This window comes from Streptomyces sp. NPDC020681, from assembly GCF_044334895.1.
Lineage (GTDB): Bacteria > Actinomycetota > Actinomycetes > Streptomycetales > Streptomycetaceae > Streptomyces.
The window spans coordinates 378,785-398,676 of record NZ_JBIRTX010000005.1 but is presented as its reverse complement, the minus strand read 5'-3'; the positions used below and the strand labels follow the sequence as shown (position 1 = coordinate 398,676).

At 70.3% G+C, this 19,892-nt stretch carries 17 protein-coding genes; 6 read left to right on the top strand and 11 right to left on the bottom strand.

Annotated elements, in window-relative coordinates; genetic code table 11:
- Positions 1–134 precede the first annotated feature (134 nt).
- From ACH4YL_RS14790 to ACH4YL_RS14750, 9 genes are all read right to left on the bottom strand, one after another.
- The gene (locus ACH4YL_RS14790) at positions 135–251 is read right to left on the bottom strand and encodes a DUF6893 family small protein (RefSeq protein WP_398507686.1); all 117 of its coding nucleotides are present in this window, start codon (positions 249–251) and stop codon (positions 135–137) included.
- Between the two features lie 55 nt (positions 252–306).
- Positions 307–819 (bottom strand): hydrogenase maturation protease, encoded by a 513-nt coding sequence (locus tag ACH4YL_RS14785; protein WP_398507685.1) that lies wholly within the window; start codon positions 817–819, stop codon positions 307–309.
- Positions 816–2,279 carry a hypothetical protein gene (locus ACH4YL_RS14780; protein WP_398507684.1) on the bottom strand — a complete coding sequence of 488 codons (1,464 nt, stop codon included), beginning with the start codon at positions 2,277–2,279 and terminating at the stop codon, positions 816–818. Before ACH4YL_RS14780 ends, ACH4YL_RS14785 begins: the two co-directional genes overlap by 4 nt.
- Positions 2,276–2,914, bottom strand: a complete 639-nt coding sequence (locus tag ACH4YL_RS14775; protein WP_398507683.1) for a DUF6084 family protein — start codon at positions 2,912–2,914, stop codon at positions 2,276–2,278. Before ACH4YL_RS14775 ends, ACH4YL_RS14780 begins: the two co-directional genes overlap by 4 nt.
- Positions 2,911–3,576 (bottom strand): DUF5947 family protein, encoded by a 666-nt coding sequence (locus ACH4YL_RS14770; protein ID WP_398507682.1) that lies wholly within the window; start codon positions 3,574–3,576, stop codon positions 2,911–2,913. Before ACH4YL_RS14770 ends, ACH4YL_RS14775 begins: the two co-directional genes overlap by 4 nt.
- A complete protein-coding gene (locus ACH4YL_RS14765) occupies positions 3,573–4,136 on the bottom strand; it encodes a hypothetical protein (RefSeq protein WP_398507681.1) in 564 nt (187 codons plus the stop codon). Before ACH4YL_RS14765 ends, ACH4YL_RS14770 begins: the two co-directional genes overlap by 4 nt.
- On the bottom strand, positions 4,133–5,914 hold the full coding sequence (locus ACH4YL_RS14760; protein WP_398507680.1) for a nickel-dependent hydrogenase large subunit: 1,782 nt from the start codon (positions 5,912–5,914) through the stop codon (positions 4,133–4,135). Before ACH4YL_RS14760 ends, ACH4YL_RS14765 begins: the two co-directional genes overlap by 4 nt.
- A gap of 72 nt (positions 5,915–5,986) precedes the next feature.
- Entirely contained in the window at positions 5,987–7,075 is a 1,089-nt protein-coding gene (locus tag ACH4YL_RS14755) for a hydrogenase expression protein HypE (protein ID WP_398507679.1), read from the bottom strand.
- A 39-nt stretch (positions 7,076–7,114) separates the two neighbouring features.
- Complete coding sequence (locus ACH4YL_RS14750; RefSeq protein ID WP_398507678.1) at positions 7,115–8,848, bottom strand: hydrogenase maturation protein; 1,734 nt, start codon at positions 8,846–8,848, stop codon at positions 7,115–7,117.
- 227 nt (positions 8,849–9,075) lie between these two features.
- Between ACH4YL_RS14750 and ACH4YL_RS14745 the strand changes: the two genes are divergently transcribed.
- The 5 genes from ACH4YL_RS14745 to ACH4YL_RS14725 all read left to right on the top strand — a co-directional run bounded on the left by ACH4YL_RS14745 (position 9,076) and on the right by ACH4YL_RS14725 (position 14,745).
- Positions 9,076–9,834, top strand: coding sequence for an IclR family transcriptional regulator (locus ACH4YL_RS14745; protein WP_398507677.1), 759 nt, complete (start codon positions 9,076–9,078; stop codon positions 9,832–9,834).
- A gap of 99 nt (positions 9,835–9,933) precedes the next feature.
- Positions 9,934–11,277 (top strand): PP2C family protein-serine/threonine phosphatase, encoded by a 1,344-nt coding sequence (locus ACH4YL_RS14740; protein ID WP_398507676.1) that lies wholly within the window; start codon positions 9,934–9,936, stop codon positions 11,275–11,277.
- 128 nt (positions 11,278–11,405) lie between these two features.
- Positions 11,406–11,663 carry an Atu4866 domain-containing protein gene (locus tag ACH4YL_RS14735; RefSeq protein WP_398507675.1) on the top strand — a complete coding sequence of 86 codons (258 nt, stop codon included), beginning with the start codon at positions 11,406–11,408 and terminating at the stop codon, positions 11,661–11,663.
- A gap of 34 nt (positions 11,664–11,697) precedes the next feature.
- Positions 11,698–13,257: a Na+/H+ antiporter gene (locus ACH4YL_RS14730; protein ID WP_398507674.1), complete on the top strand. Its 1,560-nt coding sequence runs from the start codon at positions 11,698–11,700 to the stop codon at positions 13,255–13,257.
- A 93-nt stretch (positions 13,258–13,350) separates the two neighbouring features.
- Positions 13,351–14,745, top strand: coding sequence for an amidohydrolase family protein (locus ACH4YL_RS14725; RefSeq protein WP_398507673.1), 1,395 nt, complete (start codon positions 13,351–13,353; stop codon positions 14,743–14,745).
- Positions 14,746–14,854: 109 nt separating this feature from the next.
- Here the strand turns inward: ACH4YL_RS14725 and ACH4YL_RS14720 are convergent, their stop codons facing one another.
- The gene (locus ACH4YL_RS14720) at positions 14,855–15,610 is read right to left on the bottom strand and encodes an Atu4866 domain-containing protein (protein WP_398507672.1); all 756 of its coding nucleotides are present in this window, start codon (positions 15,608–15,610) and stop codon (positions 14,855–14,857) included.
- A gap of 421 nt (positions 15,611–16,031) precedes the next feature.
- Between ACH4YL_RS14720 and ACH4YL_RS14715 the strand changes: the two genes are divergently transcribed.
- Complete coding sequence (locus ACH4YL_RS14715) at positions 16,032–18,953, top strand: MGH1-like glycoside hydrolase domain-containing protein (protein WP_398507671.1); 2,922 nt, start codon at positions 16,032–16,034, stop codon at positions 18,951–18,953.
- A gap of 94 nt (positions 18,954–19,047) precedes the next feature.
- Here the strand turns inward: ACH4YL_RS14715 and ACH4YL_RS14710 are convergent, their stop codons facing one another.
- Positions 19,048–19,830, bottom strand: coding sequence for an SDR family oxidoreductase (locus ACH4YL_RS14710; protein WP_398507670.1), 783 nt, complete (start codon positions 19,828–19,830; stop codon positions 19,048–19,050).
- Positions 19,831–19,892 lie beyond the last annotated feature (62 nt).

The window sequence follows — 19,892 nt, the reverse complement described above, 5'->3', positions numbered from 1 at the left end:
TCCGTCCCGGGCCCGGGGTTGTCTCTCGTCGCCCATTAGAGGCCGGGCCCCGGGGGCGTGCCGACCGGCGCGCCGGGGGCAGCGGACGGCGTAGGCCGTTCGGCCCATGTGCGTCACCACGGCCGGCCGGCGGGTCACATCCGGCGGATCCGCAGGTAACGCCGGACGTCGGGCAGGATGTTCGCGATCACGGCCGCGATGGCGGTGGCTGCGGCGGTGGCGGCGGCTCCGCCGACGATGCGCTTGTTCATGGTGCCCTCCGTGGGGGTGGGGCCTCGGCGGTTCGCCGGGGCTGTTGTCTGCACGTCATACGACGGCTTGGTCGCGGACCAGTTCGGTGACGAGGCGCACCGCTTCGGGCACTGCGGCGGCCACTTGGGGACTGAGACCGATGGCTTCCTCGACGGCGGCGGGTTCGCAGCCGACGACGAGAGTGCGCCTCGGGGGCGTGGCGCCGGTGCCCGCGCACAGGGTGTCCAGCAGGGCCAGTACGGCGTCCGGTGTCATGCGGTGACCGTCGAGGGGCACGGTCTGCGACGACCGGCCGCCGTCGGGTTCCGCGGCGTCGATCACGTACAGCGTTCCCGGTTCGCCTCCGCGCGCCGTCGCGTCGAGCAGGATCAACGTGTCGTACCCGTCGAGGACCTGGTAGGCCAGGTGGACACCGCGGATGCCGATGTCGGTGACCTCGACGCCGGGCGGCAGCTCTTGGCCGGCCAGCACGCGAGCGGCCTCGACGCCGAATCCGTCGTCGCCGAGGAAGATGTTGCCGACCCCGGCGACCAGGGTGCGGGGGCGCGGCGTTGCGTCGGTGGTCACTCGTCCTCCGGGGCGGGTTCGACCTCGTCGGGCTGGAAGTAGAGGAAACGGCCCTGCTCGCGGCGGATGTCGGCGCCCGGGTCGTCCTCGACGGTGACCGCGATGTGCACGCCGCCGTCGACGTCGTGCAGGACCGCCTCCACCTGGGCGTGCCGACCGCTGAGGAAGAGATCCTGGGCGTCGGAGTGCCGCAGCCGCGGCCGCAGTACGACGCGGCTGCCCGCCCGCACCGCCTGACCGTCGATCAGGACATGGTCGTGGGCCGGGTCCACGGAGGCGTCCGCGCCCGGATCCCACCAGGGGGTGTCCGGCCGGGTGACGCCGGCTCCCGGGAAGGGATCCGACGGTCCGTCGGCGGCGGGCGTCCCGAGCGTGGTCACGCCGTGCGCCGGCGCGCCCGCCGTCGTCACCTCGCGCAGGCCGCGTACCGCGCCGTGCAGTCGTTCCAGAACCTCCGCCGGCATGGAGTCGGCCAGGTCGATGACAGCCGCCGCCCGTGCGTCCGTGCCCCGGGCCTCGCGTTTCTCCTCGTCGGTGAGGGCGGCGGTGCGCAGGGCGAGGATCTCGTCGATCTCCGTCGCGTCGTACAGGGCACCGAGGCTCTCGGGGGCGATGGCCGGATGGTCCTCCAGGATGATCGGCGAGGAGAGCACCAGGTCGCAGCGGCCCGGTTCACCTGCCAGCACCGGCCAGGTGTGCAGGTTGCGGCATGCGGCGGAGGCACCCTTGGCCCACTCCGGCGGATCGGTCAGCGACAGGAACCCGCCGGAGTCCAGGCAGAGCAACGTGTGGCTGGCGACCAGCGAACGGGGCAGGGCAGCATCGCGGTCGGCGTCCTCGCCGGGCGTCCAGTCGCTGGTGTTCTCCACGATCACGCTCAGCCGCTGCGTGGCGTACGGGCCGGTCAACTCCTCCGCCGACAGCCGCAGAACGCCGCGGATCTCCTCGCGGCGGCGCACCAGCCGTCCCACGACCTGCCCGCCCGTGTCCGTGACCGGTTCGGACTCCTCGGCTGCCGGCCGGCTGAAGGGAAAGACGAGGCCGGCGTCGGCCAGTTCGTCGACGGGGACGGCGAGCCGGACCGTCTCTTCGTGGCCCTCGTCCCAGGGGAACAACACCTGGTCGTCCAGACGCAGTTCGCTCACCGTCTCGAAGCCGCCGTCCGAGCGCAGCCGTTGCACGGTACGCCGCCGGGTGTGCAGGAAGCGGACTTCGAGGGCGAGCGTGGCCCCTCGTTTGGGTTCCATCAGCAGTTCGGTGTGCTGGAAGTCGTGCTCATCGGCGGCCGAGGTCCAGGCCGGTGGCACGAGCACACCGAACTGCCAGCGCAGACGGTTCTTGGCGGCCGAAGCACGGTACGGGTAGAGCACGTATCCCTCGAACAGCACCGCGTCGGCGACCTGGCGCGCGACGGCCAGCCGGGCCTCGCTCTCGGGGGTGAACGTGGTGGTCGTGGTCACGGTGTCCGCTCCCCGGCCTCTTCGAGGAGAGCCTCGACCGCCGCCTGCCAGGAGGGCAGGGCGCGCCGAGACCGGAGCGCGAGCAGCGCGTCCATGGTGTCCCTGGGCAGCCGGATCCAGCCGCAGCCCGGGAAGTGCTGGTCGACCATCTCCTGCCAGGTCTTCACCGGCAACCGGAAGGTGGCTTCCTTGTCCCAGGGGATCGGCTCGACGTGGAAGCCGCCGGCGCCGGTGAACGCGGTTCCGGAGAACAGCAGCAGCAGCGGCACCTCCCCTTCTTCCAGGGCGTTGAAGTAGCGGGTGGACGCGATGTCCATGTCGTAGGTGCAGGGCACCACCAGGTCGGTCTCGACCTCGCCGGTGAAGCTGGGGACCATCACCGGCACCTGGGCGAACTGCACGGGGTTGAGGCTGCTGCCCCAGCGGGACCGTTCCCCGAACAGGTCGGACAACGCCGCGGCCTCGCCGTCGCCGTAAGAGCGCCGGACGGGTTCGATGCGGATCTGGCAGCGCAGCGCCAGGGCGTGGACCCGGGTCTGCGGGGATGCGGTGATCCGCAGCCGGAACACCAGGGTGGGGCCCGCGGCGTGCGGGTCGGCGCGCACCCCGGTGCACACGAAGCCGAACTCGGTCACGACCGGCTCCCTCGGGGGTCACGGGCCCGGTCGCGGACAAGGGCGAAGAAGGCCTCCAGGTCGGCGCGGGCCTCCGCGCCGCCGTCGAAGCCCTGCCACAGCAGTCGCATACGGCCCACCAGTTCGTAGCAGATGTCGATCGGGACCAGGAAGCACTCGACGCGCCCCTCCTGACGGCGCAGCAACAGCGCCTCGACATCGGGTTCGAGGAGTCCGGCCAGCTCGGTGGCTGCCAGGACGGACTGCCAGGACTCCGGGTCCAGCTCGCTCTCGGTCGCTCCGGCCGGGCTCGGGTAGAGCGCGACCAGCCGGTCGAGCGCGGAGTTGCGGAAGAAGAAGGCGACGCCGACGGGGATGCGCAGTTGCTCCCACGCCTGCTCGTCGATGCGGTGACCGGGGTCGCTCAGGAATCGGCCCGGGACCGCGCGGAAGCGTCCCTGAGGTCCGCCGGTGCGGTCCAGCAGCTGGGCGCAGGGGCGGCAGGCGCAGGCCAGCGCTCGCTTCTCGGTGTCGACGAGGTGGTGGTGACGCTCGTCGGCGAGCGGTGCCGAGCACAGCTCGCAGCGCTCCTCGGGAGTCCGGCGGGGCGACGTGAAGCGGCGCAGGCCCCGTGGGCCGGGGCTGCGCCGTGTCCGGTCCGCACCGGCCTGGGGCGCGCTCACGGCGCCTTGGCCGGTGAACGGCCGCCGGCGCGGTGCGGTGCGGTGCTGATCTGGAGGAGCGCAGGTTCCTTTGCGGGGGCGGCCAGTTCGATCTCCGTCACCTCCGGTGCCAGGGCGGCGAGAGCGTCCGTGGCCGCCTGCTCGACGGCCTCCTGCGTGCCGCCGCAGCCACATCCGGACGAGCCGGTGAGCCGCAGGCGAAGCACACCGCTCTCCGGGTCGAAGCCGGCGTTCTCGACGGGGTGCGGTACGCCGTCCAGGGCGCGGGCGATACGGGTGTGCGGGTCGTCGGGGTGCAGTTCGTGCAACACCAGCAGGCTCGCCACGAGTTGGTCGCCGAGGAGCGCGCCCAAAGCGTCACCGGCGGAGGCCTCCGGGTCCCGTCCCACAAGTTCCACCACGCGGGCGAGGCCGGCGCCGTAGAACTCCATGAGGCCCCGTACGAGTTCCTCGGCGGCGTCGCAGGCCGCGCGGTCGCCGGAGGCGGCCAGCCGGTCGAGTACCTCCTCGACGAGCCGGCCGGCCGCCTCCGCGTTCACCGTGTTGTGCGCGCCGCTCATCCGGCGAGACCGCTCAGGCCGGTGGGGACGTGCATCGACTTGACCGTCTTGCCGCCGCCGACGTACATGTGGACACCGCACGGCAGGCAGGGGTCGAAGCTGCGCACGGCGCGCATGATGTCGATGCCCTTGAAGTTCTCCGGCGGGTTCTCCTCGAAGATGGGCGTGTTCTGCACGGCGTCCTCGTACGGCCCCGGCGTCCCGTAGCTGTCACGGGTGGAGGCGTTCCAAGGCGTCGGCGGGTACGGGTGGTAGTTGGCGATCTTCCCGTCCCGGATGACCATGTGGTGCGACAGGACGCCGCGCACCGCCTCGGTGAAGCCGACGCCGATGGACTCGTCGGGCACCTCGAACTTCTCCCAGGTCTGGGTCCGCCCGGCGCGCACCTCCGCCAGGCCCTTCTCCGCACAGTGCAGGGCCACGGCGGCGGCGTAGGCCTGGAAGTAGGTGCGGGCCCGGTTGCGCTCGAGGGCGTTGCTCCACTTCGGGATCTTCCACTCGAAGGTGGTCTCCGGCTTGGTGAGCGTGCGGGGCAGGTTGATGACGACGCTGTGCCCGGTGGCCTTCACGTACCCGATGTCCACCAGCCCGGACAGGGCGGTTGACCACAGGCGGGCGAGGGGGCCGCCGCCGGTGTCGAGCGGCAGGTAGTCCTTGCCGTCGAACCAGCGCGGGGACATCACCCAGCTGTACTTGTCGTTGAAGTCCCGCTTCTGGGGCGAGGGGATGGTGTGCTGGTTCCACGGGTGCCGCGGGTCGACCGGGTTGCCGAGCGGGTCGTGGGTGACGAACTGCTCCTGGCCCTCCCAGTCCTCGTAGTAGGAGCTGCCCAGCAGGATCCGGATGCCGAGGTTGATCTCGGTCAGGTCGTTGGTGACGAGCTTCCCGTCCACGATCACGCCGGGCGTGACGAACATGCGCCGGCCCCAGTCGGTCATGTTGGCGTACGTGAAGTCGCAGTACTCGGGGTCGTTGAGGGCGCCCCAGCAGCCGAGCAGCACGCGGCGGCGGCCGACTTCCTCGTAGCCGGGCAGCGCTTCGTAGAAGAAGTCGAACAGGTCGTCGTGGAGCGGTACGACCCGCTTCATGAACTCCACGTAGCGCATGAGCCGTGACATGTAGTCCGTGAAGAGCTGTACGGACCCGATCGTCCCGACACCGCCCGGATACAGGGTGGACGGGTGGACGTGGCGGCCCTCCATGAGACAGAACATCTCGCGGGTGTAGCGGCTCACTTGGAGCGCTTCGCGGTAGAACTCGCCCTCGAGCGGGTTGAGGGAGCGCATGATGTCGGCGATGGTGCGGTAGCCGTGCTCGCCGGCATGGGGCGCCTCGGTGCGCTCGGCGAGTTCCAGCACCCCCGGGTTTGTCTCGCGGACCATCTTCTCGCAGTAGTCGACCCCGACCAGGTTCTCCTGGAAGATGTTGTGGTCGAACATGTACTCCGCGGACTCGCCGAGGTTGATGATCCATTCACCCAGGTGCGGCGGCTTCACGCCGTACGCCATGTTCTGCGTGTACACGGAGCAGGTCGCGTGGTTGTCGCCGCAGATGCCGCAGATGCGGCTGGTGATGAAGTGGGCGTCGCGCGGGTCCTTGCCCCGCATGAAGACGCTGTAGCCGCGGAAGACCGACGAGGTGCTGTAGCACTCGGCGACCCGCTTCTGCTTGAAGTCGATCTTCGTGTGGATGCCGAGGCTGCCCACGATCCGAGTGATCGGGTCCCACGACATCTCCACCAGGCCGGTGCCGTCACCGGACTTCTTCGAGGTCGCCATTGTGTTTGTGATGCCCTTCGGTCGGTCGGGTCTTCGAGCGGGGGAGGGAGCAGCGGGTCGCGGGAGCGGTGGTCACCACGGCGGCCGGTAGCCGGTGGTGATCTTCCGGCCCGTGCGCCGCCACTTCGGCTCCTTGTCCACGGTCCTGGCCGTGATGGTCCGGAGCCTGCGGATCACCGCGCCGTAGGCTTCGCTGGTGGTGCTGGACAGCTTGGCGCCGGGAGGTTCGTCCATGAACGGCATGAACTTGTCGGGGAACCCGGGCATGGTGCACGCGATGCAGATGCCGCCCACGTTCGGGCAGCCGCCGATGCCGTTCATCCATCCGCGCTTGGGTACGTTGCACTTGACGACGGGTCCCCAACAGCCCAGCTTGACCAGGCACTTGGGCGAGTCGTACTCCGTCGCGAACTGGCCCTGCTCGTAGTAGCCGGCCCGGTCGCAGCCCTCGTGAACGGTGGCGCCGAACAGCCAGGTGGGGCGGAGCTTGTCGTCCAGCGGGATCATCGGCGCCGAACCGGCCGCCTGGTAGAGCAGGTACGTCAGTGTCTCGGCGAAGTTGTCGGGCTGGATGGGGCAGCCCGGCACGCACACGATGGGAATGCCGGCCTGCGACTTCCAGTCCCAGCCCAGATAGTCGGGCACACCCATCGCGCCGGTCGGGTTGCCGGCCATGGCGTGGATGCCGCCGTAGGTGGCACAGGTGCCGATCGCGACCACGGCCAGGGCCTTGGGGGCCAGGCGGTCGATCCACTCGCTCGTGGTGATGGGCTGGCCGGTCTCCGGGTCGTCACCGAAACCGCACCAGTAGCCCTCCTGCTTGATCGCCTCGTTGGGGACGGACCCCTCGATCACGAGCACGAACGGGTCGATCTCGCCCCGCTCACCTTTGAAGAACCACTCGATGAACGTGTCCGCGCCGCCGACCGGCCCGCACTCGAAGTCGATGAGCGGCCAGTGCACCGCGATCTTCGGCAGCCCGGGCAGTGCGCCGAGGACAATCTCCTCGATGCTGGGCTGCATGGCGGCCGTCAGGGCGACCGAGTCACCGTCGCAGCTCAGCCCGGCGTTGATCCAGAGGATGTGGATCGGCTTCTCATCCGTGCCGGGCGAGCCGGACGCGCCGGGCTCCTGGACCGTGGTCGGCGATGCTGCGTTCATCAGAGCCTCCTGGGGAGGTATGCGGCAAAAATGCTCAGATCAACTTTTGTCTGGCCCAGAGTCCGCCAGCGGGGCGCTCCTCGCATCCGCGGTGACTGGGTCGGGCGGACCCGCTTCCTTGCGTACGAACGCCCTGCGCAGGGCGTGGTACGGGGCGGCGGGGTCCCAGAAAATGGTCTGTATGCGGGCGAGTTCCCGCTCGCGGAAGGCCGCCAGTGGGGTGAGGGAGTCCCGGCGTTCGCTCTCCGCCTTCTTGGCGGCCAGGCGTGGCTGAGCCCCGGGGGAGGCCGCGAGCCGTGCGGCCAACCGGGTGACTTCCGCGGTGAAGCGCGACGGAGCGCACTCGACCACCCGGTCGATCAGGCCGATGTCCCGCGCGCGGGCGGCGGTGACCGGCAGGGCCTCCTCGGTGATCCGCTCGGCCGTGGCGGCACCCACCTTGCGCGGTAGGCTGTACGTCCAGTACTCCGAGCCGTACAGCCCCATGCGCCGGTAGTGGGGGTTGAGCACGGAGCCCGAGCGGCACCAGACCTCGTCGGCCGCCAGGGCGAGCATGACGCCGCCGGCTGCGGCGTTGCCGCCGATCGCGCTGACGACGAGTCGGTCGGTGGTGGTGAGAACGGCCTCGACGAGGTCGTTCATGGCGTTGATGTTGGCCCACGACTCCGCGGCCGGTTCGGCCGCAGCCTCGATCACGCTCAGATGGATCCCATTGGAGAAGAAGTCCCGGCTGCCGCCCAGCACCAGCATGGTGGTGGGCCGGACGCAGGCTGCCCGGTAGGCGTCCAGCAGGCGCCGGCACTGCTCGGTGGACATGGCGCCGCCCGGGAACGAGAAGGACAGCACGCCCACCGTGCCGTCCTCCCGGTAGCGGATGTCCGACCAGGCGGTGTCGTCGTTCACGGTCGGCAGCGCCGGAGCGGGGAGGTCCGGCAGGTTCGGCAGCCGCCCGGCCAGCGCCAGGACGGCGGGAAGTTTGCACGCGCGCGGGGCACCGGGGGCGGTACGGGCCCGGAGCTCCGGAATCCACACGGCCCCGTCCGCCGTGGCGCGACAGACGGCGTTCTCCCGGGTGGCCAGCAGCTCACCCGGGCGTCCGCGCAGCCCGCGCTCCGGGTGGCCGCCGTGGAGGAACCACTCCGCGCCGAGCAGGTCGTCCAGGACGCCTGGCTGGGAGGCGGCGGCCCGCAGCTTCCGCAGCACCGTGTCGGTGGTGTCGTCGGCCCAGGAGATGCGGCGGGCCGCCTGGCGCATCGGCGGCCGCTCGCGAGCGGCCGCCGTCCTCGGCAGTGCGTCCTGGCCGACGGGCACGTACTCGCCGGAGGCGAACCGCTCGACCGCCAGCAGCACCGCCTCGACGGCGGCGTCGGACACCTCGTTGCGATACAGGTCGCTCTTCGTCACGGGCGGCACGGGGAGGGCCACCGTCGCCCACACGGGGCCCGCGTCCATCTCGGCCTCCGCCTGAAGAACGGTGACGCCCCACTCTTCGGCGCCCTCGTGGATCGCCCAGTCCAGCGAGGACGGTCCTCGGTCACCCACGGGACCCGGGTGAACGATCAGGCAGGTCCTGCTGGACCACACATCGCGCGGCACGACCGCTCGCAGCATGGGCGCCACGATCAGGTCGGGCGTGTGCCGCTCGGCGGCCGCGCGCACGTCGCAGCCGCGGGGCGTCACCTCGACGGCGACGGCGTGCCCGCGTTCGCGCAGCTCGGCGTGCACCCGCTGGGTGAGGCTGTTGTAGGCGCTGGCGACGAGCAGGATGCGCAAGGCGGCTCTTTCCGGGGGAGGGCCGAGGCACGGTGAACCGGCTGCCTGCGATGGTCGAGCACGCGGTCACACGGTCGTCGACACGAATCCGGATCCTCACCCGTACGGGACCAGGTTCCCGCCACTTGGTCGGCTGCAGACGGCCCAGCCGGCTTCGCCTTCCGGGCTGCCTCCTGCGACGCGGCTCGCGCCTTGCCTGAGCCATGCGCCCGGCGCACGCTGGTCGTATGGCTGCTCAGGACGGCCCCACGCTCATCACTTCCGTGCAGCGGGCCTTCCGCCTGCTGGAGGCGGTGAGCGCGCACGAGAACGGCGCGCCGGCGAAGCAGCTGGCACGTGAGACCGGCCTGCCCCTTGCCACCGCCTATCACCTGCTGCGGACGCTGGTCCACGACGGATACATACGGAAGCTGAGCGACGGCGGGTTCGTTCTGGGCGAGAAGCTGCAGACACTGCACACCTCGGGCCGCGGGCAGGCGCTGCTCAGCCGTGTCCGTCCCACGCTCGCCGCTCTGCGGGACGAGTTCGCGACCGCGGCCTACCTCACGTTCTACGAGGAGGGTGAGATCCGGGTCGCCGAGATCGTCGACGGTCCACGGGCGCCCCGGGTCGATCTCTGGGTGGGATTCGAGGACGCGGGGCACGCCACCGCGCTGGGCAAGTCCGTGCTGCGAGAACTGGACGACGACGCGCGCAAGGACTACCTCTCCCGGCACCAGCTCGCCGACCTCACACCACGAACCATCACCAGCCGGGTGGAACTGCTCCGGCGACTCGACTCCTCACCGGTGGCCCCGGCCGTCACGGACCTGGAGGAGTACGCCCTCGGCACGGTCTGCGTCGCCGTGCCCGTTTACAGCGGCGAGACGCTCGGCTCGCTCGGCGTCTCGCTGCCGGCGGACCAGTTCTCGCGACTCGAGGAGATCCGGGCGCGGCTGATCCCGACCGCAAGCCGCGTGACCAGGGGCCTATCGCTCACTATCTGAAAATCCAGTCCTTGTGGCGGGTGCGCCGAAGCCGTTTCCTGGATGAAACACCCATTTCAGGAGTACACCCTGCACACAGGCGAGGACTGCGGACGAGACATGAGTCAGGCGAGAGATCATGGTGGCGGCCACTGGCCGATGCGGCCGTTCAGGAACCGAGTGGCCGGGCCCGGGGCGTCCGCGCAGAGGCGCGCGGCCGCACGGCTGGCCGCCGGTATGCCCGTACTGCCCGTGCTGATCGTCTCCGTCGTCGTGCTCGTCGACCTCGTCGGCGGAGCAGGAATGATCTGGCTGCCGCTGCTCGCGGCCGGGCCCGCACTCGCCGCCACCACCAACGGGCCGCGCGGAGTCCTCTGTGTCGGTCTCCTCGCCGCGGTGCTGGGCGCGACGATCGGCATCCGGGACGGTGTCCCGGGCCTGGAGCTGGCGGCCGTACTGTCCGCCCTGGTGGCCGTCACTCTGGCGAGCAGCCTGGCCAGCGCGCTGCGGGGACGTCGTGAACGGGTGCTCGCGGCCGTCCGCTCGGTCTCGGAGGCCGCCCAGCACGCGCTTCTCAAGCCTGTGCCGGAGACCGTCGGCCCGTTCCAGGTGGCCGTGCGCTACAGCGCCGCGGCGGCGGAGGCCCGGATCGGCGGGGATCTCTACGCGCTCGTGCCCACGCCGTACGGGGTCAGGCTGATCGTCGGCGATGTGCGCGGCAAGGGGCTGCCGGCCGTGGAGACCGCCGCGCTTGTGCTCGGTGTCTTCCGGGAGGCCGCCTACGACGAGCCCGATCTCCTCGCCGTCGTCGGCAGGATCGAGCGGAGCCTGGCGCGCAACCTCGGTCATGACGACTTTGTCACCGCCGTGGTCGCCGGATACCCGCAGGCAGGGCATCTGGAGATGGTCAACTGCGGACACGCGCCTCCGCTGCTGGTACGCGAATCCGGAAGCGTCGTGACGGTGGAGCCCACCCACCCGGCACCGCCCCTCGGGCTGCGCGCCCTCACGGGCGAGGTCCCCAGTCTCCAGGTGCTGCCGTTCGCCGACGGTGATCAACTGCTGCTCTACACCGACGGGGTCACCGAGGCCCGCAACCACGGCCGTGAGTTCTACCCGCTCGCCGAAGGGCTGGCGCGCCACCTGTCCGACGAGCCGGCCCGCACCCTCACCGCGCTCCACGACGAACTGCTGGCGCATGTGGGCGGCCGGCTGCACGACGACGCGGCGCTGCTCCTGCTCCACAAACCGGCTGTGTCCGAATCGGTCGCTTCCGAGCCGGTCGTTCCTGAGCCGGTCGTTTCCGCGCCGGTCGTTTCCGCGCCGGTCGTTTCCGCGCCGGTCGTTCCTGAACCGGCCTCCGACGCCGGCCGGGACAGCGGCGGCATCGCGTTCCGCACCCGGTTCTCCGCGATGGACGCGGGCCTGGGCGTGGCCGTGGGCGGCGGCAGCCGGAGCGGTTAGCGGCCGGAGCGCATGACGGCCGGCTTCCTCGTTCCCTTCGCCGAGGGTGGGTGCCGGACTCCCAGGAACGCAGCTCCTGCGAACACCGTGGCCTGGTTCCCTGTGTGTCGGGGCGCGACCGTTGTGCCATGAACACGAACACAGCGCCCCACCCCTTCGTCGGCATGTGGGTGACGGCAGACGGCCACATCCGTCAGGAACTTCTCCCGAACGGCCGCTACGACGAGGCCCGCGGCAACCGGCAGAGCGCCTACACCGGCAGCTACACCGTCACCGGCGACCACATCGACTACGTCGACGACACCGGCTTCACCGCCACCGGTGACGTCCGGGACGGCGTGCTCTTCCACGAGCATCTCGTCCTGTATCGCGAGGACGCCGGTTGAGTGTCCGGCGGTACGCGCAGCAGAGGCAACCGACATGGAAAGCCTGGAACTGATCGTTGTCGTCGCCGTCGGTGTACTGGCGATGGGCTGGCTGTCGCGTCGTACGGGCCTGAGTGAACCGCTGCTGCTGCTCGGCGCGGGCTGCCTCGTGGGACTGACACCGCCCTTCGCCTCGTTCGCGCTCTCCCCGGACGTCGTCCTGTTCCTCTTTCTGCCCGCCCTGCTGTACTGGGAGGCGCTGACCTCCTCGGTGCGCGAGATCCGCAACAACTTCCGCAGCATCGCCCTGCAGTCCACCGGGCTGGTCGTGGCGACCGCCGTCGCCGTCGCAGCGGTGGCCCACGCGTTGGGCTACAGCTGGCCCATCGCCTTCGTCCTCGGCGCGGTCCTGGCTCCCACCGACGCCGGGGCCGTCGCCGCCGTCGCCAAGGCCATGCCACGCCGCATCCTGACCATGCTGCGCACCGAAAGCCTGCTGAACGACGGGACCGCTCTGGTCCTGCTGGCCGTGACCATCGAGGTCGTCACCGACGAGCAACCCTTCTCCTGGTCCGGCACGGCGGTCGCCTTCGTCGAGTCCTACGCCGGCGGAATCCTGATCGGTGCCGCGGTCGCACTGCTCCTGATCCCGGTCAGGCGCCGGCTGGCCGAGCCCCTGCTCCACAGCGTGCTGAGCGTCGCCACCCCGTTCCTCGCTTTCCTGCCCGCCGAACTCCTCCACGTGTCCGGCGTCCTCGCCGTCGTCACCTGCGGCCTTGTGACCACGCGGCTCGGCCCTCGCGTCATCGGCTCCGACGCCCGCATCCAGGCCATCGCGTTCTGGGAAGTGGCCAGCTACCTGCTCGACAGCGCGCTGTTCATCCTCGTCGGCATCCAACTGCCCGCCGCGGTCCGGGCCTTGACCTCCATCTCCCTGGTGCAGGCGACGCTCGCCGCCGCCGCTGTCAGCGTCGCTGTGATCGGGACACGGCTGCTGTGGTTCTACTCGGTCCCCTATCTGGTCAGGTTCCTGGACCGGCGTTCCCAGCAGCGGGACCGCCGTATCACCGCCCCGCAGCGCCTGCCGCTGGCGTGGGCGGGGATGCGCGGAGCCATCTCGCTGGCCGCGGCGCTGACCGTGCCCGCCGTGACCCCGGAGGGACACGTCGTCGAGCAACGCGACGCCGTCGTGTTCATCACGACAGTCGTCATTGTCGTCACCCTTGCGTTGCTCGGTCCGACGCTGCCGGCCGTGGTCCGCCGGGCCCGCTTCCCCGAGGACGAGGACAAGACCGCGGAACTCACCCTTGCCCGGGGCCGGATGAGCAGTGCCGCGTTACGCGCCCTGCCGGAGCTGGCGCAGCGGTTCGGCGTCCCCGAGGCGGACACCGTTCGTATGGCTCAGGACTTCGAAGGCCGTACGGCCCCCGTGCCCGGCTCCACGCGTCGGCGCGAGAGTGTGCGGCGCCTCGAACTCGCGTTGCTTCAGGTCAAACGCGACACGCTCATCGGCCTTCGTGACGCCGGAAGTATCGACGACATCGTCCTGCGCGCCATTCAGGAAGTGCTCGATGCGGAGGAGGTCCGACTGATGTCCTGGGTGCGCCGCACCTAGGGAAACGGCGGCCTGGTTCGCCTGCCGGCACGGATCGACTCTGGACCAGAAGCCACTTGGCCCAGACTCAGAGCCTCCCGAAAGGGGCCCGCCATGAACTCCAACGACACCACCAGCGCCAGCCTTCTCGAGCAGCTGCGACGCCAGTCGGACGATCCGCGTCGGCGCATCCTGTTCACCGGCGCCACCATCGTCACGATGGACCCGGAACTGGGCATCCTGCAGAACAGCGACCTGCTCGTCGAGGGCGACGCCATCGCCGCGATAGGGCCGAACCTGACCGCGGACGGCGCGGTGGTCGTCGACGCCTCCGGCACGATCCTGGCCCCTGGCCTCGTCGATACCCACCGGCACGCCTGGGAAGCGCAGCTGCGCCGGATCATGCCCGACGTCGACGACCTCGGCGGCTATGTGATGGCCACGCTGGCCGGCTACGCCACGGTCTACCGCCCGGCGGACATGTACATCGGTACCAAACTGGCGGCGCTGACCGCGATCGACAGCGGTATCACCACCATGCTCGACTTCTCCCACAACTCCCGTACCCGCGAGCACTCCGACGCGGCGATCGAGGCCCTGCGGGACACCGGTATCCGTGGGGTGCACGCCTCGATGGGACCGCACTTCGGTGAATGGGACCGGCAGTGGCCGGCCGACCTGACCCGCCTCAAGGACCAGTACTTCAGCAGCGACGACCAGTTGCTCACGCTCCGCATGGCGACCCTGGCCACCGACGAGATCGCCGGCCCCGCTCTCGCGTACGGCCCCGACCTCGCCCGCACCGCGGCCGACCTGGGTATCGGCGTCAGCGTCGACGCCGTCTTCGGTACTGCCTCGTCGGAGGCCGTGCTGTCGTGGGCCGAGAACGGGATCCTCGGCCGCGACGTCACCCTGATCCACTCCACCGGTTTGACCACCGAGGCGTGGAAGGCGATGGGGGAGTCCGGCACCACGGTCGCCCTGGCGCCCACCTCGGATGCACAGATCGGTCTGGAGACGGCGATCCCCGCGGTGGACGAGGCGCTCGCGGTCGGCATCCGTCCCGGCCTCAGCATTGACGTCGAAGTCGCCCTCGCCAGCGACATGTTCACACAGATGCGGGCCCTGCTCGCGATCCAGCGGATGCGCGCGGTCAACGCCGCCTACGGAACGGACGGCGATCTCTCCCGCATCACCACGCACGACGTCCTGGACTTCGCCACCCTCCAGGGTGCGCGGACCAACGGCCTCGGCGACATCACCGGCTCCCTCACCCCCGGCAAGAAGGCCGACCTGCTGGTCGTCCAGGCCGAGGACCTCAACAACATGCCTCTCAACGACCCGATCGGCACACTCGTGTTGGGCTCCGACGCCCGTAACATCACCGCTGTCCTGATCAACGGCCGGCCCCGCAAGTGGAACGGAGAGGTCCTCGACGTGAACCTCCCCGCACTGCGCAGCGAGGTCAACGCCTCCCGCACCTACGTGCTCAACACGCCGGCCGGCTGACCGGAGTCCAGCTGACAGGCGAGAGCTCCAGCCCTCACCCCGGTTGCGGGTGAGGGCTGGAGCTCTCAGTGGACTCAGTGGTCTGATCAAGGCCGGTACGGCGAAGGGGTCAGCCCAGCCGCATGGCGTACCCCGCGTGGTGCAGCTCATCGCCCTGAAACTCCCCGAAGGCCCAGAAACCGAGGTCGTCCAGGTAGTCGATCCGGTTGCCGTCGATCCAGTACCGGCCCTGATATGCGTGCGGGCGGCCGCCCCGGGTCTCGTCGTAGCGGCCGTCGGCGGTGAGCTCCTGGTGCAGGAAGTCGTTCTTGTCGATCCAGACGCCGACCCGCGGGCTGCCGGTCATGTCCTGAGCCGCCGGGATTCCCGCTTCGGGTGCGGTGCGGCGGCTGGGGGCGTCGGTGCCGGCCCAGAGCACGGGCCTGCCGGCCGCGACCAGCGCGCGGACCTGCTCCGGGCGGGACAGGAGCGTGGCCTGTGCGCTCGCCACGTCGGGGGCGAGCTCGTCGGGCAGGACGAGCAGGTCGCCGGCGTTCCCCGGCGTCAGCGTCGCGACGTACTCCGAGCGGTGGCCACGTCCGCCGACCAGGGCGACGGTGTCCACGACTGCCGGCACGACGGTCATGCCCGTGCAGTCGACGACGATGGCGTTGTCGTCCTGTGCCGCGGTGACGATGCCGGGGCCGACGCCTACGATCAGGGCGCCCACGAGCAGGACGTCCGCGCCGTGCATGGTCCCGATCAGCGGGTCCATCGTCAGGACCCGGGCGTTGGTGAACAGGACGGGACGTCCCGCGTCGTTCGGGACGATCTCGTCGAAGGCCTTGTTGTTCCAGCTCATGGTGGTTGTGCGGGTGGCGGTCATCGCCTGCTCCTCAGGTGAGTGGGTCCATCGGCCTGTGGAATGCGTCAGGCGCGCTCGCGCGGCCGAGAGGGAGTCGGCAGCCCCTTGCGGCTGCTCCACCGCCAGCCTGGTCGCGTCCCGGGAACGCAACCAGGCCGCCGTTCACCCAGGTGTCCGGCACCCACCTTGCGCGCCGGTTCGCGCGCGGCGAGCGGCATCGAAGGTCTCTGTCAGTGCCCCCAACAGGAGTCTGTCCAAGGGAAGTTCGCGGTGGCCCCGACGGTTGACACCCTGTTTTCGGGCGCCCATCATCGGTGGAACTTCGACGAGGCTCCTCGTGCATCCAACTTTCCGATCAGCCAAGGGCCTCTTGGACCGCAGTTTTGAATCGTTTCAGAAGTTGCGTTTTCCGTGTTCCCGCATCCGATCGCAGGAGGTTTCCATGCGTCGTCGTTCCCCGCTGAGCAGATCGCCGGGTCGGCACCACTTGCTCGCGCTCGCCATGGTCGCGACCGCCGTGCTGGCCGTGGGTCCCGCGCCGTCCGGCGACGCCGCTCCTTCCGTGCCCGCGGCGGCTTCGGCGAACTCGGCATCCTCGACGGCCGCAACGGGCGTCAGCAAGGCGGCCCTTGGCGCCCTGAACTACTCGCCGACCTCCCGCACCCTCAAGCCGACCGCCGTGTACTCGACGTCCGGAAGCGTCGCGAACCCGCAGAACGTCCTCAGCGGACAGCCGACGCGGATCTCCGGCTCGCGGTCGGCCATCACCCTCGACTTCGGCAAGGAGGTCGGCGGCCTGACAACGTTGTCCTTCGGCTCCACCAGCAGCAGTGGCCAACGGGTCGGCCTGGCCTTCAGCGAGTCGTCCCTGTACGCGGGCACCAACAGCGACCGGAGCAGCGGCCGCGACGGCGATGACGGAGCGCTCTACGCCACGGCCTCCGCCAACGGCACGTACACGATGCCCGTCTCGCGACTGCGGGGCGGCTTCCGCTACCTCACCGTCTTCCTCGACACCGCGGGCTGGGTGGACCTCAACGGCGTCAGCCTCGACTTCACCGCGGCTCCGGGGAAGGCCAACCCTGCCGACTACGCCAACTACTTCCATTCCAGCGACGACCTGCTCAACCGCATCTGGTACGCCGGTGCGTACACCGTGCAGCTCAACACGATCGCCTCCGACCAGGGCCGCGCCTGGCCCCCGCCGGCCACGGAGTGGGACAACGCCGCCACCGTCGGCGTGGGCGACTCCGTCCTGGTCGACGGGGCCAAGCGCGACCGTACGGTGTGGCCCGGCGACTTGGGCATCGCCGTACCCACGCAGTACGCCTACTCGAACGACCTCACCTCGACGCGCAACGCGCTCACCACGATGTACGACGTGCAGTCGGCCGAGGGCGAAATCCCCTGGTCGGGACCGCCGTTCAACCTCAAGGGCTCGGACACCTACCACCTCTGGACGCTCCTGGGCACGGCGACGTACTACATGTACTCCGCCGACCGGGCGTGGCTGGACTCCGCATGGGCCGACTACACGCGGGGGATGGCCTTCATCGCCGGCAAGATCGGCGGCAACGGCCTCCTCAATGTGACCGCCACCCAGGACTGGGCCCGAGCCGGGCAGGGCGGCGAGAACATCTCCGCCAACGCGTTGCTGTACGCCACGCTCAAGGGCGGCGCCACCCTGGCCTCGGCCAAGGGCGACAGCGCGCTCGCCGCGAGCTGGACCGCCAAGGCGGCCGCCATCAAGACCGCGGCCAACTCCCGCCTGTGGGACGCCTCGAAGGGCATGTACAAGGACAACCCGACCAGCGGCCTGTACCCGCAGGACGGCAACTCGCTCGCGGTCTGGTACGGGCTCACCGACTCCACCGCGAAGTCGCGCAGCATCGTCAGCCGGCTTGCGACCCGGTGGGGCATCTACGGCCCACTCACGCCCGAGTGGGGCGGCAATGTCTCGCCCTTCGCCGGCGGAATGGAGCTCAACGCCCACTTCGCCGCCAACGACGACCACACCGCCCTCGCGCAGATCCGCCGTACCTGGGGCCACATGCTGGGCAGCGACATCGGCACCAAGAGCACCTTCTGGGAGGGCATCAGGGCCGACGGCGGCCACGCCTACGGCGGTTCGTTCATGAGCCTGGCCCATGGCTGGTCCACCGCGCCCACCTCCACGCTCACCTTCGACGTGCTCGGCACCGCACCGGAGTCGGCGACCGGCGCGTACCGCTTCGTCCCGCACCCCGGCGATCTGACCAGCGCCGAGGGCCGCATCACCATGCCTCAGGGCGCCGTCAACGCCTCCTGGTCCCGCGTCCCCGCCGCTGGCACGTACACGGCGCAGCTCACCAGCCCGGCCGGCACCACCGGCCGCATCGGAGTCCCGAAGTTCGGCGGCGGCAACATCTCGGTGTCCGTGAACGGCAACGTCGTCTGGAGCAACGGCTCCTTCACGCCCACCTCGGGAATCACCGGCGGGAGCCAGGACGACACCTACGTCTACCTCACCGGCGTCGCTCCGGGCAGCTACAGCGTGACCGCCACCGGACTGGGCAATCCGCCGGCACCCGCCGAACCCGGTAGCGGTGCGCTGCGGGCGGGCTTCACCCGGTGCGCGGGCGAGGGCGGCACCTGCTCCTTCAGCGGCACCCGCGCGGTGGCCTACGGAGCAGGGACCTACACGTACACAACGGTGACCGGCAGCACGGCCTGCACCAGCAATGCCTTCGGAGGCGACCCCGCGCCGAATCTTCTCAAGTCCTGCTACGTCGCCGACGCGGGCGGCCCGCCCGGATACACCGTCTGCGCGGCCGAGGGCAGTAACTGCGCCGTGCCCGGCTACAACCGTGATGTCGCCTACGGCGCCAACGGCAACTTCGCGCACCAGGTCACCAACGGCTCCGTCGCCTGCACCAACGCCCACTTCGGCGATCCCGTCGACGGAGTCGCCAAGTCCTGCTACCTGCCGCCCGGCGGAGCGCCGCCCGGTGGCTGGACCAAGTGTGCGGACCAGAACGGCACCTGCCCGGCCGTCGCCGGGCAGCCGGTGATGTACGGCGCCTTCGGCGCGTTCGCGACGATCAAGGCCACCGGCGACACTCCGTGCACGGACGCCGCGTTCGGCGACCCGATCCCTGGCGAGTCGAAGACCTGCTACACCGCCACCGGCGGCCCCGTCGGGTACGCCACGGCCTGCTCGGACGAAGACGGGGCGTGCACTTTCGGCGGACAGCGGACCGTCGCCTACGGCGCACGGGGCAGCTTCGTGTACAGGTCGTTCACCGGCGGCACCGGCTGCACGACGGCGGCATTCGGTGCTGATCCGCTGCCGGGCGTACGGAAGGGCTGCTACCTCACCTCCTGAGGAGCGCCAGGACGTGGTCGGGTCTCGGCCGACGCGTCATGGCGGGGGAGGGGCAGCCGAGTGCTGTACCTCCCCCGCCATGACGGGACGGACTTCAGATTGCCTGGGCGGTGGGCAGGATGGTGATCTCGGTGAGGTTGACGTGGCGCGGGACGGCGGCCATGAAGGCGACGGTTTCAGCGATGTCGGCGCTCTGGAGGACATCGATGTCGTGGATGAGGTCGGCCATCAGCTTGGAGGCATCGGGGTCGGTGACGTGGTCGGGGAGTTCGGTGTCGACCATGCCGGGTTCGATGGTGGCGACGCGGACCATCTTGGAACCTAGTTCGACGCGGAGCAGGCGGGTGAGGTGGCTGATGTAGGCCTTGGTGCCGGAGTAGACGGAGAACTTCGCCAGAATGCGGGTGGCAGCGATGGACGAGGTGTTGATCAGGTCGGCGGCCTTGCCCTGGGCGGCGGAGTCCGTCAGGTGCGGGAGGAACGCGGCGATGACGTTCATCAGGCCGCTGATGTTGAGGTCGATCTGGCGCTGCCAGTCGTCGACCTTCAGCTCCTCGATGCCGGAGATGAGCTGGACGCCGGCGTTGTTGAACACAAGGTCGGCCTTGCCGAAGCGTGCGGCGACCTGCCGGGCGGCGCTCTGGACTGCGTCGCGGTCGGTGACGTCGACGGCCAGGGCGAGCGCGGTGCCGCCGGCGGCCTCGATGTTCTTGACCACGCTGTCGAGGCGCTCCTTGCGCCGGGCCAGCACGACCACTGTGGCGCCGAGTTCGGCGAGGCGTTCGGCGGTGACGGCACCCATGCCGCTGGAGGCGCCGGAGACGACGGCGACACGGCCGGCCAGGGGAGTGCCGGTGAGCAGAGCAGCAGACATCACAAAACCTCAATCAGTTTGATCGGAAGGTGAGGAGAGTCGGATCAGTGCGGTGCCCGGCGGTG

Coding starts and splice junctions, on each gene's coding strand:
- ACH4YL_RS14725 (WP_398507673.1), top strand. CDS start 13,351: ATGAACTCCAACGACACCACCAGCGCCAGCCTTCTCGAGCAGCTGCGA.
- ACH4YL_RS14715 (WP_398507671.1), top strand. CDS start 16,032: ATGCGTCGTCGTTCCCCGCTGAGCAGATCGCCGGGTCGGCACCACTTG.
- ACH4YL_RS14735 (WP_398507675.1), top strand. CDS start 11,406: ATGAACACGAACACAGCGCCCCACCCCTTCGTCGGCATGTGGGTGACG.
- ACH4YL_RS14730 (WP_398507674.1), top strand. CDS start 11,698: ATGGAAAGCCTGGAACTGATCGTTGTCGTCGCCGTCGGTGTACTGGCG.
- ACH4YL_RS14790 (WP_398507686.1), bottom strand. CDS start 251: ATGAACAAGCGCATCGTCGGCGGAGCCGCCGCCACCGCCGCAGCCACC.
- ACH4YL_RS14760 (WP_398507680.1), bottom strand. CDS start 5,914: ATGGCGACCTCGAAGAAGTCCGGTGACGGCACCGGCCTGGTGGAGATG.
- ACH4YL_RS14765 (WP_398507681.1), bottom strand. CDS start 4,136: ATGAGCGGCGCGCACAACACGGTGAACGCGGAGGCGGCCGGCCGGCTC.
- ACH4YL_RS14740 (WP_398507676.1), top strand. CDS start 9,934: ATGAGTCAGGCGAGAGATCATGGTGGCGGCCACTGGCCGATGCGGCCG.
- ACH4YL_RS14755 (WP_398507679.1), bottom strand. CDS start 7,075: ATGAACGCAGCATCGCCGACCACGGTCCAGGAGCCCGGCGCGTCCGGC.
- ACH4YL_RS14720 (WP_398507672.1), bottom strand. CDS start 15,610: ATGACCGCCACCCGCACAACCACCATGAGCTGGAACAACAAGGCCTTC.
- ACH4YL_RS14745 (WP_398507677.1), top strand. CDS start 9,076: ATGGCTGCTCAGGACGGCCCCACGCTCATCACTTCCGTGCAGCGGGCC.